The organism is Streptomyces sp. NPDC100445 (genome assembly GCF_044759735.1).
Taxonomy (GTDB): domain Bacteria; phylum Actinomycetota; class Actinomycetes; order Streptomycetales; family Streptomycetaceae; genus Streptomyces.
Genome location: NZ_JBIVZV010000018.1, coordinates 17,750 through 32,330, shown reverse-complemented (window position 1 = coordinate 32,330; position 14,581 = coordinate 17,750). Strand labels below are relative to the sequence as shown.

Below are 14,581 nucleotides of genomic sequence, written 5' to 3'. Positions count from 1 at the left end.
GGCGGGTGGACCGGGGCCGAGGGAACGGCGCGTAGGAAGCGCTTGCTACATACACATGGGTGTGGGCCTCCGCCCGGGGCGGGACGTCAGCCGGCGTACGGGTCCGGGACCGTCCCCGGCCGGGCGAGGAACTCGAAGTCGCAGCCGGTGTCGGCCTGCGTGACCTGTTCCTCGTAGAGGGCGCCGTAGCCGCGTCCGAACCGGGCGGGCGGCGGGGTCCACGCGGCCCGCCGGCGCTCCAGCTCCTCGTCGTCCACGTGCAGGTGCAGGCTGCGGGCCGCGACGTCCAGGCTGACGAGGTCGCCGTCGCGCACCAGGGCCAGCGGTCCGCCGACGTACGACTCGGGGGCGACGTGCAGGACGCAGGCGCCGTAACTCGTGCCGCTCATCCGGGCGTCGGAGATCCGGACCATGTCCCGTACGCCCTGGCGCAGCAGGTGGTCCGGGATGGGCAGCATGCCGTACTCGGGCATGCCCGGGCCGCCCTTGGGGCCGGCGTTGCGCAGCACCAGCACGCTGTCGGCGGTGATGCCGAGCCCGGGGTCGTCGATGGTGCGCTGCATGGTCCGGTAGTCGTCGAAGACGACGGCCGGCCCGGTGTGCGCCAGCAGGCGGGGCTCGGCGGCGATGTGCTTGATGACGGCGCCGTCCGGGCAGAGGTTGCCGCGCAGCACGGCGACACCGCCCTCGGTCGCGACGGGGTTGTCCCGGGGCCGGATGACGTCGTCGTCGTGGACCCGGGCGCCGGTGAGCTGCTCGCGCAGGGTGTCGTGCGCCACGGTCGGCCGGTCCAGGTGGAGCAGGTCGGTGATCCGGGAGAGGAAGCCGGGCAGGCCCCCCGCGAAGTGGAAGTCCTCCATCAGGTACCGCTGCCCGCCGGGGCGGACGTTGGCGAGGACCGGGACCGTGCGGGCGATGCGGTCGAAGTCGTCCAGGGTGAGCCGAACGCCCGCCCGGCCCGCCATGGCGATCAGGTGGATCACGGCGTTGGTGGATCCGCCGAGGCCCAGCACGGTGGTGACCGCGTCCTCGAACGCCTCCCGGGTGAGGATGTGGGACAGCCGCCGGTCCCGGTGGACGAGTCCGACGACGGCCAGGCCGGCCCGGGCGGCCATCCGGTCGTGCCCGGAGTCCACCGCCGGGATGCTGGACGCGCCCGGCACGGTCACGCCGAGCGCCTCGGCGGCGGCCGTCAGCGTGGAGGCCGTCCCCATGGTCATGCAGTGGCCGGGCGAGCGGGCCAGGCCGTTCTCCAGCTCGGTCATCTCGCAGTCGCCGATGAGGCCGGCCCGCTTGTCGTCCCAGTACTTCCACATGTCGGTCCCCGAGCCCAGGACCTCGCCGCGCCAGTGGCCCGGGAGCATGGGCCCGGCCGGCACGAACACGGTGGGCAGATCCACCGAGGCGGCGCCCATCAGCAGGGCGGGCGTGGACTTGTCGCAGCCGCCCAGCAGCACGGCCCCGTCGACCGGGTAGGAGCGCAGCAGCTCCTCGGTCTCCATGGCGAGCATGTTGCGGTAGAGCATCGGGGTCGGCTTCTGGAAGGTCTCGCTGAGGGTGGAGACCGGGAACTCCAGCGGGAAGCCGCCCGCCTGCCACACCCCGCGCTTGACGGCCTGGGCGCGGTCGCGCAGGTGGACGTGGCAGGGGTTGATGTCGGACCAGGTGTTGAGGATCGCGACGACCGGCTTGCCGAGGTGTTCCTCGGGCAGGTAGCCGAGCTGGCGGGTGCGGGCGCGGTGACTGAAGGAGCGCAGGCCGTCGGTGCCGTACCACTGGTGGCTGCGCAGGTCCCGGGGGTCCCTGGGCGTCTCGGTCATATCGGCCACCCGGCGGCGATGGCGGCCACCTCGGCGCGCTCGTCCTCGGGCAGCGGCCGGCTGGGCGGGCGGACGTCGCGGCGGCACAGGCCGAGCGCGGCGAGGGCCTCCTTGACGACGGTGACGTTGTTGGCGTTGCCGTGCGCGGCCCGCAGCTCCTCGAAGCGGCGGATCCGCTCCCAGACCTTCATGGCGGCCGGGTGGTCGCCGGCGCGCAGCGCGTGGAGCATGTTGCGGGAGACGGCCGGGGCGACGTTGACCAGTCCGGAGGTGAAGCCGGTCGCGCCGGCGGAGAAGTAGGAGGGGGCGTACGGCTCGGCGAGGCCCGCCACCCACACGAAGCGGTCCAGGCCCGCGTCCCGGGCGAAGGCGGCGAAGCGGGCGGCGTCCGGGACGGCGTACTTGACCCCGATGACGTTCGGGCAGTGGTCGGCGAGTTCGGCGAGGCGGGCGCCGGGCAGCTGGGCGTTGCGCAGGTAGGGCACCACGCCCAGCTCCGGGACGGACTCGGCGATGGCGCGATGGTAGTCGACCCAGCCGGCCGCCGACACGTACGGGTGGACCGGCTGGTGGACCATGACCATGCCGGCGCCGAGGTCACGGGCGTGCCGGGCGGACTCGATCGCGGTGGGCAGGTCGTGCCCGACGCCGACGAGGACGGCGGCGCGGTCGCCGGCCTCCTCGACGGTCCACTCCGTGACCAGCCGGCGCTCCTCCGGGGTGAGCGCGTAGAACTCGCCCGTGTTGCCGTTCGGGGTGAGGGTCGTGATCCCGCCGTCGAGCAGGCGGCGCAGCAGGGCCCGGTGGGCGTCCCGGTCCACCGAACCGTCCTCGGCGAACGGGGTGACCGGGATGGCCACCACGTCGGCGAGGGCTGCCCGCCGCGACTGGAACGTCTCGCTGGTCATTGCGGGCCTTCCGCGGGGAAGAGCTCGGGGAACGCGCGGCGCACGAAGGACCCGATGTGGGCGTGGAGGGCGCCCGCCGCGCCGTCCGCGTCACCCGCCAGCGCGAGCCGCAGGATCTCCCGGTGCTCGGCGGCCTCCCGCTCCCAGGAGGGGTCGGCCGCCCAGGCCACGGCGGAGACGAGGGCGGCCTGGTCGCGGACCTCGTCCAGCATCCGGCCGAGCAGCGGGTTGCCGCACGGCAGGTACAGGGCGCGGTGGAACTCGCGGTTGGCCAGGGAGCGTTCGGCGGTGTCGGTGGCGTGGTCGGCACGGGTGAGCGCGTCACGGGCGGCGTCCAGGCGGGCGCCGCGTCCGACCGCCCGCCGCAGGGCCTCCGGCTCCAGCAGCAGGCGCACGTCGTAGACCTCGCGCGCCATGTCCGCGTCCACCATGCGCACCGTGACACCCTTGTACTGGCTCATCACGACCAGACCGGTCCCGGCCAGGGTCTTCAGGGCCTCCCGGACGGGGGTCTTGGACACCCCGAACTGCGCGGCCAGTTCGGTCTCGACCAGCGCCTGACCGGGCGTCAGGACACCGGTGAGGATGCGGTGTTTGATCGCGTCGAGCACGACCTGCGTGCGGGACGGGATCGGGGTGGGCACAGAGGTCATGCGGCCCTCTCGGATCTCACATATCGCGTCTCATATATGACGTACGAAGTACGACGCGTCGAAGGTAGGGAGGGGGCGCGTGGTTCGTCAATGCTTCTGACAGAGGAAGCCGCGGGGATCCGTGGACGCGGCGTCAGGCGGTGTACCGCTCGCCCTCCCGGGCCGTACCGGTGGGCCGGCCGGAGACGGCGGCGGCGCGGGCGGTGGCCGACTCCCGGGTGAGGGTGGGCCCGACATGGGTGACGAGCAGTTCGCGCACACGGGCGTCACGGGCGATCCGCCCGGCGTCCTCCGGCGTCAGGTGCACCTGGCCGGGGTGTTCGCCTTCGCGATGTTCGTCGATGTCCGCCTCGCACAGGAACAGGTCGGCGCGGGCGGCGAGTTCGGTGAGCGCCGGGCAGGGGCCGCTGTCCCCGGAGTAGGCGAGCACACTCCCCTGGCACTCGGCGCGCAGCCCGTAGGCCTCGGTGCCGTGGGCGACGGCGCGCGCGGTGAGCCGCAGGTTCCAGTGCCGGACGTCGTGGCCGTCGTACAGGCTCCGGAAGTCCAGGACGTCCTTCAGGAAGCCGACGTCCGCGTGCCCGAGGAACGCGGCCAGGCGCCGGGCGCAGTCCGGCGGGGCGTACACCGGGACGGGCGCGGGCGGGCGCATCCCGCCGTAGGCGAACGCGTAGGCGGCGGCCAGCAGGTCGGCGCTGTGGTCGGCGTGCAGGTGCGAGACCCAGATCGCCGTCAGCCGCGCGGGATCCGTGTGCTGCCGCAACGCGGCGAACGTGCCGGGCCCCGCGTCCACCCACACCTCGGCTCCCCCGCCGGACAGCAGGTATCCGGAACAGGGCCGGCCCGGGCCGGGGTGCGGTGAGGCGGTGCCGAGGACGGTGAGGGTGAGGGGCATGCGAGGGAGCGTACGACGGCGCCGCACCCGCGGCACGGCACGCCCCCTCGCCCCGGCCACCGCGCCCGCGCTCCGCGGCGGGCGCACGGCCTGTGGCGGGCCGACGGCTCGCGGTGGGCGCGACGGCCACCAACCGCGCCCGCGCCGACCCGGGTCACCCGCTAGTCCGTGTCACGCAGTACCCGATCCGCCCACCCTGCCCGCACGGAACCGCATCAGGTGGACGGCGCACGGCGGACCGGCGCCCGGCGGAGCGGGCCCGCCAGGCGCGACGGCCACCGACCGCGCCGGCGCCGGACCCGGTCACCGTGCCCCCCTGGGCTCGCCCACCCCTGGCCCACCCACCGTGCCCGCGCAGGACGCGCGCCCCTGTCCACGCCGGAACCGAAGCGATGCGCGGGCGTGGCGGGCTGCCCGGCGCGGCCCGCCCACCGCGCCCACGCACCGGCCCCGGTCACCGCGCCCACCCCGGGCTCGCCCGCGCTGCCCGCGCAAGACCCGGTCTCCTTCCGCCACCGGAGGACGCTGGTCGCCGTGCCCGCACCAGGTGCACGGCCTACGGCGGGCCGACGACTCACCGAGAGGGACAGCGGGCCACAGGTCCCACGCCCGCACCTGACCCGCCGGGACCGGCAGCCGGGCCGTCTGCCGGGCCCGGGGGCGTGGGGGCGCGGTCGGGTGGGGCGGGTTACGGGCGCCAGTCGGGATCGCGCCCGCTGAGGCCGATCGTCCGGTCCAGCAGGGGCGCGTCCGGCGGGACGGGGACGGGCGGGCCGAACGGCGCGTTCGCGCGGTCCGGCCCGTCGGCCGCGGCGCGCAGGAAACCGTGGGCGGCGTCGAGGGCGGCCGGGTCCGGGGCGTAGTCCTGGCCGGTGGCGCGGGCCAGGTCCCAACCGTGGACGACCAGTTCCTCGGCGGCGACGGCGCCGGCCACCGCGCCCGGCAGGTCCACCCCGCCGGCGCGGGTGTCGCCGGTCCAGGCGGCCGGCTCGTGCCAGGCGCCGGCCAGCTCGTCGAGGGCCACGGACAGTTCCTCGCGCCAGCCGGGGCCGATGTCCGGGACGGTGGTGCCCGGGGCGGTGTCCGTCGTCGGGCCGAGCTGTTTGCGGGCGGCGTCGCGGAAGGCCGTGGACAGCCCCAGCAGGTGGCCCAGCAGGTTCCGCACCGCGAGGCCGGGGCACGGTGTGGCGCCCGCCAGCTGCTCGTCGGTCACGGCTCCGGCGAGCCGGGCCACGATCCTGGTCTGCGGGCCGAGATCCACCCCGGTCATGTCACATCACTCCCTCGGATTCGGGTTCCCCGTACGGAATGCTGACCGGCCGGCACCCCGGAACTCATCGGCCGGGCGCCCCGGAATACGGCATCCTGCCGATCCGGCCAAGGCCGCCTCATCCGCACGATGAGCCGGTGTGAAGACTTCCTGGACCGTGGTGCGTGTGGTGCGGGACCGCACGGCGGGGCTGTATCTCGCCGGTGCGCTGGTGTCCGCGTTCGGTACCTCCTCGCTGTGGTTGGCCTCGGGGGTGTGGGCGAAGGACCTCACCGGGTCCGACGGCCTGGCCGCCCTGTGCCCGCTCGCCCTGTGGGCGCCCACCCTGGCGGGGCCCGCCCTCGGCACGCTCGCCGACCGCACCCGCCGCAGACCCCTGCTCATCGGGCTGAACCTCGGCCTCGCGGGTCTGGTCCTCGCGCTGTTCGCCGTCGGCTCGCCCGGCCGGGTGTGGCTGCTGTTCGCGGTGCTGTTCGTGTACGGCGCCGCCGACGCCGTCCATGACGCGGCCGAGTCGGCGCTGGTCACGGCCGCCGTCGGCCCGGATCTGCTGGCCGACCTCAACGGGCTGCGGATGACCGTCACGGAGGGCGTGAAGCTGGTCGCCCCGCCGGCCGGCGCGGCCCTGTACGCGGCCTGCGGCGGCCCGGCCGTGGCCTGTCTGGACGCGGCCACGTTCGTCGTCGCGGCCGGGCTGTGCGCGCTGCTGCGGGTGCGGGAGGAGCCGCCCGTCCGGTCCGGCGGCGGCTGGCGGCAGCGGACCGCGGAGGGCGTCCGGCACGTGTGGGGGCGGCCGGAGCTGCGCACGCTGGTCCGGGCCGGCGGTACCACGATGCTGCTGACCTCGCTCGGCAGCGCGACCGTGTACGCCGTCGTGGAGCGCCTGGGCCACTCCCCCGCCTACACGGGTGTGCTGTCCGCCGCGCAGGGAGCCGGCTCGGTGGCGGGCGGGCTGCTCACCGGGCCCGCGCTGCGGCGGTTCGGCGAGCACCGGTGCGCGGCGGCCGGGATCGCGCTGACCGGGTTGGCGGCGATCGCCCGGGCCGTGCCGTCGGACCCGGTCGTCCTCGTGTCCGGCGCCGCGGCCGGTCTGGGGCTGCCCTGCGTGCTGGTGGCGGTGCTCACCGCCGTGCAGCGCCGCACGCCCGGCCCGCTGGTCGGCCGGGTGACGGCCACCGCGGCCACGCTGGTACTCGCCCCGAACGTGCTGGGGCTCGCCCTCGGGGCCGGCCTGGTGGAACCGGCCGGCCCCGGGCTGCTGCTGCCGGTCTACGGCGTCGGGCTGCTGCTGACGGCGGTCGGGCCGGCCCGGTGGGCGGCCAGTGCGTCCCGTACCGCCGCCAGGTCCCCGTCGGACGCCAGCCCGACGTGATACAGCCGCAGTTCCGTCGCGCCCGCCTCGCGCGCGCGTGCCGCGTCCGCCGCGAGGGTGCCGGGGCTGCCGCCCATCCCGGCGACGACGGTGAGGTTGGCGGCCAGCACCGTCCGCTCCCCGGCGTGCGCGGCGAACGGGGCCAGCGCGGCCGTGCCGCCCGTGCAGGGCACCACCACGCCGTCGGCGACGGACAGGATGCCGGCCGGGTCGACGCCGGCGTTGGCGCCGCAGTGGTAGGACACCGGGTCGGCGTGCAGGAGCACCTGGAAGCCGTGGGGCGCGGCGGCGCGGACGGCGGTGACCGCCTCCTCCTGGAGGGTGCGGGCGGTGGTGTCGCGCCACGCGCGCGTGGCGGCGGCCGTGTCTGCCCCGAGGAGCCGCTCCACCGCCGGCCAGCCCCCGTCGTCCGCGGCGCCCCGCCACAGCGGTTCCAGCGCGGCCCGTACGGCCGCCGCCAGCCGGTCGGGGTCCAGGCCCCGGCCGCCGTAGCCGGCTCGGCAGGACGGGCAGAAGCACAGCGACATCAGGTACTGCCCGGCCTCACCGAGGCCGACGCCGGCGGTCTTGTCGTGGGCGTGCAGGTGCGCCAGCCCGTACCAGCCGAGGGACTCCAGTTCGGTGCCGTGCGCGCCGGGGCGTACGGCGGCCTCGGCGGCCAGGTCGACGAGGTACGCGCGCGTGGCGGGCTGGGCGATGCACGGCGCCCAGGGGTAACGGTCGCCGTAGGCGTTGACGACCGAGGTGTCGGGGTGCTCGGAGCCGAGGCGCGAGTTGTGGGCGAGGACGACCCAGGTGTGCACCTCGAGGCCGGCTGCGGCGAGGGCGGTGGCGGCCTCGCCGTAGGCGTCGCCGGGGGCCCAGCGGCCGGCGGGGTAGGGCCGCAGGCCGCGGCCCGCCCAGCGGGCGCCCGGCGGGTAGAGGACGGCCGCGTACTCGGCGGTGACGACGCGGTGGCGGGGGTGGCGGGGGGTGAGGGCGCGGGTGGAGTGGTAGGCGGCGGCGAGGGTCACCTGGCCGGCGCCGAGTTCCGCGATGCGCGCGGGGGCCGCGGGGTCGCCGGCGACGTCCCAGGGGTAGACGAACGCCGATGTCTTCACACGTCCTCCAGCAGGGCGTTCCCGGTCTCGATCAGCCGGGCGAGCCGCTTGACGTGCTCCTCGGCCGGCTCGTGCAGCGGGGGCCGGACCTCACCGACGTCCAGGCCGCCGAGTCGTACGCCGGCCTTGACGAGGGAGACGGCGTACCCCGGGCCCTCGGCGCGCAGTTCGACGAACGGACGGTAGAAGCCGTCCAGGAGGCGGTGCGCGGTGGCGAGGTCGTCCGTCTCCAGGGCGCGGTGGAAGGCGAGGGCGAGTTCCGGCGCGAAGCAGAACACGGCCGACGAGTACAGGGTGATGCCGAGGGCACGGTAGGCGAGCTGGGTCTGCTCGGCGGTGGGCAGGCCGTTGAAGTACAGGAAGTCGCCGGGTGCCCCGGTGCGGACGGCACTGACGGTGCGCTGCACGAGGTCGAGGTCGCCGAGGCCGTCCTTCAGGCCGATGACGCCGTCGGTGCGGACCAGTTCCACCACGGTCGATGGGGTGAGGACGGCGTTGTCGCGCTGGTAGACGATCACGGGCAGGGTGGTGGCCGCGGCGATCTCCCGGTAGTGGCGCAGCAGGCCGTCCTGCCCGGCGTGGACGAGGTACGGCGGCATGGCGAGGAGGCCGTCGGCGCCCGCGCCGGCGGCGAGGCGCGCGTAGCGCGTGGCGAGCGCGGTCCCGTAGCCGGTGCCCGCGACGACCGGGACGCGCCCCTCGGCCGCCTCGACGGCCACCCGCACGCAGGCCTCGAACTCCTCCGGCAGCAGCGCGTGGAACTCCCCGGTGCCGCAGCAGGCGAACACGGCGGCGGCGCCGGCCGCGACGCCCCGGCGCACATGGGCGCGGTAGACGTCGAGGTCGAGGCAGCCGCCGGGGCCGAAGGCCGTGACGGGGAAGAAGAGCGGCCCGCGCGGGTCACGGAGGCGGGCGGCGAGGGGGGCTGGCGTCACAGGCGCTCCCTGTCGGTGCATGCTTCTGATCGACGTCCATATCTCTGAACAACGGCACGCTACGGGCCGCCGTCGGACCGGGTCAAGCACGCGCCCGGCGACAGGACAGCCGATCCCGTCCCGCCGCAGCTCCTTGACGCGGCGCGCCGCCGCTCCCTAGCGTGTCCAAGCATGTGAATCACGTCCAGCCATCCGGCCGTTGGTTCCACCGGCACCGATGACCCCGAGGAGATCGAAGGATGCCCGCTCCCCGTACCCTCCTGCTCACCGGTGCCGCCGGCGGGCTCGGCACCCTGATGCGCTCCCTGCTGCCGGAGTACGGCTACACCCTGCGCCTGTTCGACGTGCGCCCCGTCGAGGGCGCGCCGGACGCGATCACCGCGGACCTCACCGACACCGGGGCGCTGCGCGAGGCGGTACGGGGCGTCGACGCCGTCCTCCACCTGGCGGGCATCTCCCTGGAGGCGCCGTTCGAGAAGATCCTGCGGTCGAACATCGAGGGCACCTACCACCTGTACGAGGCCGCCCGTCAGGAGGGCGTGCCGCGGATCGTCTTCGCCTCCTCCAACCACGCCGTGGGCTTCACGCCGGCCCCGCGCCCGGGCGAGCCGCCGATCCCCGTCGCCACCCCGCGCCGCCCGGACACCTTCTACGGCCTGTCCAAGTGCTTCGGCGAGGACCTGGCCCAGCTCTACTGGGACAAGCACGGCCTGGAGACGGTCTCGGTGCGCATCGGCTCCTGCTTCCCCGAGCCGACCAGCGTCCGCATGCTCTCGGTGTGGATGAGCCCGGCCGACGGCGCCCGCCTGTTCCACGCGGCCCTGACCGCCGAGGACGTCGGCCACACGGTGGTCTACGGCTCCTCCGCCAACACGCGCCTGTGGTGGGACCTGGGCAGCGCGCGGGCGCTCGGCTACGAGCCGCGGGACGACTCCGAGCCGTACGCCGCGAAGCTGATCGCCGAGCACGGCGAGCCGGACCCCGCGAACCCGGCCCACACCCTTCTCGGCGGGCACTTCGTGAACGACCCGCCGATCTGGCCGTACTGAGGTCCGCGGCGCTGCCGACGGCCCCGGGACACCGTCCGGCGGCGGCGCCGTAGCCCGTTCGGCCGGTAAGGGAACGGTAAAGCGGTGCGGTTCGTTCACCCGGCATGACAGCTATGACCCCAGGCTCGAACATTCCCCTCTCGGCCGCCCGCGTGACGGTGGACGTGGCCGCTCCGGTGCGGCTCGACGTGTCGGGCCTGCTGCTCACCGCCGACGGCAAGGTGCGTTCCGACGACGACTTCATCTTCTACAACCAGCCGGCGGGCCCGGGCGTGACCTACCGCTCCGGCGGCGGCTCGGCCCCGGACGCGGTCACGGTCGACACCGCCGCCGTGCCGCCGGACATCGAGAGGATCGTCGTCACGGCCAGCCCGGACGCGGCCGGACAGACCTTCCAGGGCGTGGAGCCGACGGCGACCATCAGGGACGCGGACGGCGGCGCGGTGCTGGCCACGTTCACCCCGCCGCAGCTCGGCGGGGAGACGGCCCTGGTGGTCGTGGAGGTCTACCGCCGGGGCGGCGCGTGGAAGGCGCGCGCCGTCGGCCAGGGGTACGCCGACGGACTGTCCGGCATCGCGACCGACTTCGGCGTCACGGTGGAGGAGCCCGCCCCGGCGCCGGCCCCGGCACCGGCACCCGCCCCGGCCGTGGCGCCGCCGGCCGCGCCCCCCGTCCCGGCCGCCGCCCCCGTGTCCGTGCCCGCCGCCGCGCCGCCGGCCGCTCCCGCACCGGGCGCCGGCAAGGTCAACCTGGACAAGGGCCGGGTCAGCCTGGCGAAGCAGCAGACCGTGTCCTTGGTCAAGGGCGGCCGGCCGCTGCTCTCCCAGGTCCGCATGGGCCTCGGCTGGGAGCCGGCGTTCCGCGGCGGGGACATCGACCTGGACGCCTCGGTCATCGCCTACGGGCCGCGGCGCGACCACATCGACAGCTGCTACTTCGGCAAGCTGACGATCCTCGACGGCTCGGTGCGGCACTCCGGCGACAACCTCACCGGCGAGGGCGGCGGCGACGACGAGGTCATCGTCGTCGACCTCGGCCGCCTCCCCCAGGAGGTCTCCGGCCTGGTCTTCACGGTGAACTCCTTCTCCGGCCAGAAGTTCACGGACGTCGCCAAGGCCTACTGCCGCCTCGTCGACGCCGCCACCGACGAGGAACTGGTCCGCTTCGACCTCACCGGCGCCGAGGCGCAGACCGGCGTGCTGATGGCGAAGCTCGTCCGGCAGTTCTCCGGCGAGTGGGACATGACGGCGCTGGGCGAGTTCGTCAAGGGCCGCACGGTACGGAAGATGGTGGAACCGGGCGCGAAGGCGCTGTAGGGCGCCGGGCCCCGTCACGGGGCCGGGGCGGGCCGCCGTCGCCCGGCGGCCCGCCCCGGTGGCGGGAGACGGACGCGCGGTCAGCCGCGCTTCTGCCGCTTCCAGGGGCCGGTGACGGCGAGCATGATGCCGGGCGTCTGGATGTTGGCGAACAGGGTCCGGCCGTCGGGCGAGAAGGTGACGCCGGTGAACTCGCTGTACTCCGGCGCCTCGGCGGTGCCGATGTTCATCTCGTTGCGGGCGATCGGATAGGTCCGGCCGCTCTCGGTGGCGCCGAACAGGTGCTGCACGCCCTCGCCGTCCTCGGCGACGACCAGGCCGCCGTACGGCGAGACGGTGATGTTGTCGGGGCCGTCGAAGGCGCCGTCGGCGGACGGGTCCGGGTTCACCCCGAACAGCACCTTCAGGGTCAGGGTGCGGCGCTTGGGGTCGTAGAACCAGACCTGGCCGTCGTGCTGGACCGGGCTCTCCGCGCGGGCGAAGGAGGAGACGACGTAGACGCCGCCGTCACCCCACCACATGCCCTCCAGCTTGCGCGCGCGGGTGATCCCTCCGTCGGGGAACTGCTTGCGGGTGGGGACGCTCCGGGCGTCGCGGTCCGGGACGTCCACCCAGTCGACGCCGTAGACGGTGCCGATCTTCGTGGCGCGCGAGAGGTCGTCGACGAACTTGCCGCCGGAGTCGAAGCACTTGAAGGCCTGGAGCACGCCCGCGTCGTCGGCGAGGGTGCGCAGCCGGCCGCGGCCGTGGCGGAAGCCCTCCGGCGGGGTCCAGCGGTAGAACAGGCCGTTGGGGCCGGCGGCGTCCTCGGTGAGGTACAGGTGGCCGCGGCGGGGGTCGACGACGACGGCCTCGTGGGCGTAGCGGCCGAGGGCCTTGACGGGCTTCGGGTCACGGTTGGCCCGGCGGTCCTCCGGGTCGACCTCGAAGACGTAGCCGTGGTCCTTGGTCATGCCGTTCTGGCCGGCCTTGTCCTCGGTCTCCTCGCAGGTCAGCCAGGTGCCCCACGGGGTGCTGCCGCCCGCGCAGTTGGTGGAGGTGCCGGCGATGCCGACCCACTCGGCGACATGGCCGCGGCGGACCTCGACGACGGTGCAGCCACCGGCGGCGGCGGGGTCGTAGACCAGGCCCTCGGTGAGCGGCACCGGGTACGTCCAGTTGGCGCGCGGGCCCTTCAGCTCGTGGTTGTTGACCAGGAGGGTGGCGCCGCGGGGCCCGTCGAAGGTGGCGGTGCCGTCGTGGTTGGACGGGGTGAACTCGCCGGACTCCAGCGTGGTCCGGCCGCTGTAGGTGACGATCTCGTAGGTGAAGCCCGCGGGCAGGGCGAGGATGCCGTCCGGGTCGGGGATCAGCGGACCGTAGCCGACGCCGTGGTGGTGGCCGCCGTGTCCGGACAGCTCCTGCGCGCCGTCGGTGTCGGTGTCCGTGGCGGCCAGGGCGTTCGGCGCGGTGGCGAGCGCGCCGACACTGCCCGCCAGGGCGACCCCGGCACCGGTGATCGCTGATTTCCTGGCGAAGTCCCTGCGGGTGAGCGACATGGTGTCTCCTGTGCAGACGGTGGCGGTGCCGTGGAGGGTGGCGGCCTCGTTCGGCGCACACGCTCCCGCCCGGCGGTGAACACGGGCTGAACACCGGGCCACTTCGGCGCCCCTTGTTCAAGAACCCGTACGCACCGCCCCATGGCCGGTCAAAGCACCGGCCCGGCCGCCGCCACCGGCGCCGGTCAACCGCCTTGGTGGGAACGGGCCTTGAACGCGGCCTTGCGGGCCTCCTTCGCCACCTTCTTGTCCGGGTGCAGCCGTCCCATCGCCTCCAGCACGTCCGCGGTGGCGGGGTGCTCCACCCGCCAGGCCGCGGCGAAGAACCCGCTGTGCCGGGAGGCGAGGCCCTCCACCAGGGCTTGGAGCTCCTCGGAGTTGCCCTCCGCCGCCAGCTGCGCGGCCACCGTGTCGACGGTGAGCCAGAAGACCATCTCCTGCGGCGGCGCCGGCACCTCCGCGGCGCCCCGCTCGCTCAGCCACACCCGGGCGAGCCCGCCGAGCTCGGGGTCGTCCAGCACCTCCCGCAGCGCCGGCTCGGCCTCGGCGCCCACCAGCGACAGCGCCTGCTGGCAGCGCAGCCTGCGCAGCGGCGCCCCGGCGTCCGCGCCCCGGGCGGCCTCCAGCAACTCCCGCGCCGCGACCAAAGGTTCGCGGCGCGCGAGCCACTGCTCCGTCTCGGCCCGGGCGGCGTGCCGCCCGTAGCGGGCGGTGCCGTCCAGCAGGTCCTCGGCGCCCGCGTCGGCCAGGTCGCCGACGGCGGGCGCCGCGAAGCCGGCCTCCAGCAGCCGGCACCGCAGCCCGTACACGCCGAGCGGGGTGAGGCGGACCATGCCGTAGCGGGAGACGTCGGTGTCGTCCACCGGCGCGGCGGGCTCCTCGTCGGCGTCCGCCATCAGCGCCTCGTCCACCGGCTGGTACTCCACCAGCCCGGCCGGTTCCAGCGCCCGGAACTGGTCGTCCAGCCGCATCATCGCGTCGGACACCTGTTCAAGGACGTCGTTGGTGGGATCGTTCATCCCGGTGGGCACGATCACGGATGCGGCGAGGGCGGGCAGCGGCACGGGGCCCCCACCGGTGTCACCCTCACCGACGGTCAGGAGGTACAGGTTGCCGAGGACGCCGTCGAGGAACTCCGCCTCGGCCTCCGGGTCCCAGCCGAGTGACGAGAAATCGACCTCGCCGCCCTGGTCCAACGCGTCGACCAGGCCGTCCAGATCGGGCACGCTCGCGTCGGCGAGCGCGGTCTCCAGCGCGGCGCGCCACACGGTGAGCACATCGTGCGGGGACCCGGCGGTAAGCAGCTTCAGCGCCTCGCCCGCCCGGACGGTGCCGGCCGCCTCGTCCGCGATCTCGACCAGCCCGGTGTCCACGGCGGCCCGCCAGGCCTCCGCGGCGTACGCGGCGGCGTCGTCACCGTCGAGGCCGAGCAGTTCCACGGCGGCCGGCAGCTGCTCCTCGGCCAGGGAACCACCGGCGTCCACCCGGGTGCCCGGTCCCGCCCAACGGGCCAGGCGGGCCGCCCGGGACAGCAACGGGGTGGACAGCGCGGCACGCGCCAGCTCCGCTTCGGGGTGCAGCCGCGCGGGCGGCAGGGGGGAGCTGTCTGACATCGGCTGGTTCTCCTCGGACCGTGAACGGACTCAACCCCTCAGCCTAGACGGATTTCCACCCATGCCACCCGGTTCATCTCCGCGCCCGCCTGCGTACATGGCCGAAACCTTG

12 protein-coding genes are annotated in these 14,581 nt (G+C 75.0%); 3 read left to right on the top strand and 9 right to left on the bottom strand.

What is annotated here, in order from left to right:
- Nucleotides 1-86: 86 nt before the first annotated feature.
- The 5 genes from araD to ACIQVT_RS33020 all read right to left on the bottom strand — a co-directional run bounded on the left by araD (nt 87) and on the right by ACIQVT_RS33020 (nt 5,546).
- Nucleotides 87-1,820, bottom strand: coding sequence for an L-arabinonate dehydratase (gene araD / locus ACIQVT_RS33040; protein ID WP_403762815.1), 1,734 nt, complete (start codon nt 1,818-1,820; stop codon nt 87-89).
- The gene (locus ACIQVT_RS33035) at nt 1,817-2,728 is read right to left on the bottom strand and encodes a dihydrodipicolinate synthase family protein (RefSeq protein ID WP_403762812.1); all 912 of its coding nucleotides are present in this window, start codon (nt 2,726-2,728) and stop codon (nt 1,817-1,819) included. Before ACIQVT_RS33035 ends, araD begins: the two co-directional genes overlap by 4 nt.
- Nucleotides 2,725-3,381 (bottom strand): GntR family transcriptional regulator, encoded by a 657-nt coding sequence (locus ACIQVT_RS33030; protein WP_403762809.1) that lies wholly within the window; start codon nt 3,379-3,381, stop codon nt 2,725-2,727. Before ACIQVT_RS33030 ends, ACIQVT_RS33035 begins: the two co-directional genes overlap by 4 nt.
- A gap of 133 nt (nt 3,382-3,514) precedes the next feature.
- Nucleotides 3,515-4,276 carry an MBL fold metallo-hydrolase gene (locus ACIQVT_RS33025; RefSeq protein WP_403762806.1) on the bottom strand — a complete coding sequence of 254 codons (762 nt, stop codon included), beginning with the start codon at nt 4,274-4,276 and terminating at the stop codon, nt 3,515-3,517.
- A 688-nt stretch (nt 4,277-4,964) separates the two neighbouring features.
- A complete protein-coding gene (locus ACIQVT_RS33020; RefSeq protein ID WP_403762803.1) occupies nt 4,965-5,546 on the bottom strand; it encodes a TIGR03086 family metal-binding protein in 582 nt (193 codons plus the stop codon).
- Nucleotides 5,547-5,685: 139 nt separating this feature from the next.
- On the opposite strand from ACIQVT_RS33020, the gene ACIQVT_RS33015 reads away from it, so the two are divergent.
- On the top strand, nt 5,686-6,918 hold the full coding sequence (locus tag ACIQVT_RS33015) for an MFS transporter (protein ID WP_403762800.1): 1,233 nt from the start codon (nt 5,686-5,688) through the stop codon (nt 6,916-6,918).
- On the opposite strand, the gene ACIQVT_RS33010 is transcribed toward ACIQVT_RS33015, so the two are convergent.
- A complete protein-coding gene (locus tag ACIQVT_RS33010) occupies nt 6,816-8,018 on the bottom strand; it encodes a hypothetical protein (RefSeq protein ID WP_403762796.1) in 1,203 nt (400 codons plus the stop codon). The two genes, ACIQVT_RS33015 and ACIQVT_RS33010, sit on opposite strands and share 103 nt — an antisense overlap.
- Nucleotides 8,015-8,953 (bottom strand): 5-dehydro-4-deoxyglucarate dehydratase, encoded by a 939-nt coding sequence (locus tag ACIQVT_RS33005; protein ID WP_403762793.1) that lies wholly within the window; start codon nt 8,951-8,953, stop codon nt 8,015-8,017. The genes ACIQVT_RS33010 and ACIQVT_RS33005 overlap by 4 nt, the downstream gene beginning before the upstream one ends.
- Before the next feature lie 239 nt (nt 8,954-9,192).
- Between ACIQVT_RS33005 and ACIQVT_RS33000 the strand changes: the two genes are divergently transcribed.
- Both ACIQVT_RS33000 and ACIQVT_RS32995 read left to right on the top strand, forming a co-directional pair.
- A complete protein-coding gene (locus tag ACIQVT_RS33000; RefSeq protein WP_403762790.1) occupies nt 9,193-10,002 on the top strand; it encodes an NAD-dependent epimerase/dehydratase family protein in 810 nt (269 codons plus the stop codon).
- Between the two features lie 113 nt (nt 10,003-10,115).
- On the top strand, nt 10,116-11,318 hold the full coding sequence (locus tag ACIQVT_RS32995; protein ID WP_403762787.1) for a TerD family protein: 1,203 nt from the start codon (nt 10,116-10,118) through the stop codon (nt 11,316-11,318).
- A gap of 80 nt (nt 11,319-11,398) precedes the next feature.
- On the opposite strand, the gene ACIQVT_RS32990 is transcribed toward ACIQVT_RS32995, so the two are convergent.
- Together ACIQVT_RS32990 and ACIQVT_RS32985 are read right to left on the bottom strand one after the other, a co-directional pair.
- Nucleotides 11,399-12,856 carry an alkaline phosphatase PhoX gene (locus tag ACIQVT_RS32990; RefSeq protein ID WP_403762784.1) on the bottom strand — a complete coding sequence of 486 codons (1,458 nt, stop codon included), beginning with the start codon at nt 12,854-12,856 and terminating at the stop codon, nt 11,399-11,401.
- Between the two features lie 185 nt (nt 12,857-13,041).
- A complete protein-coding gene (locus ACIQVT_RS32985; protein WP_403762781.1) occupies nt 13,042-14,469 on the bottom strand; it encodes a hypothetical protein in 1,428 nt (475 codons plus the stop codon).
- Between the last annotated feature and the right edge of the window lie 112 nt (nt 14,470-14,581).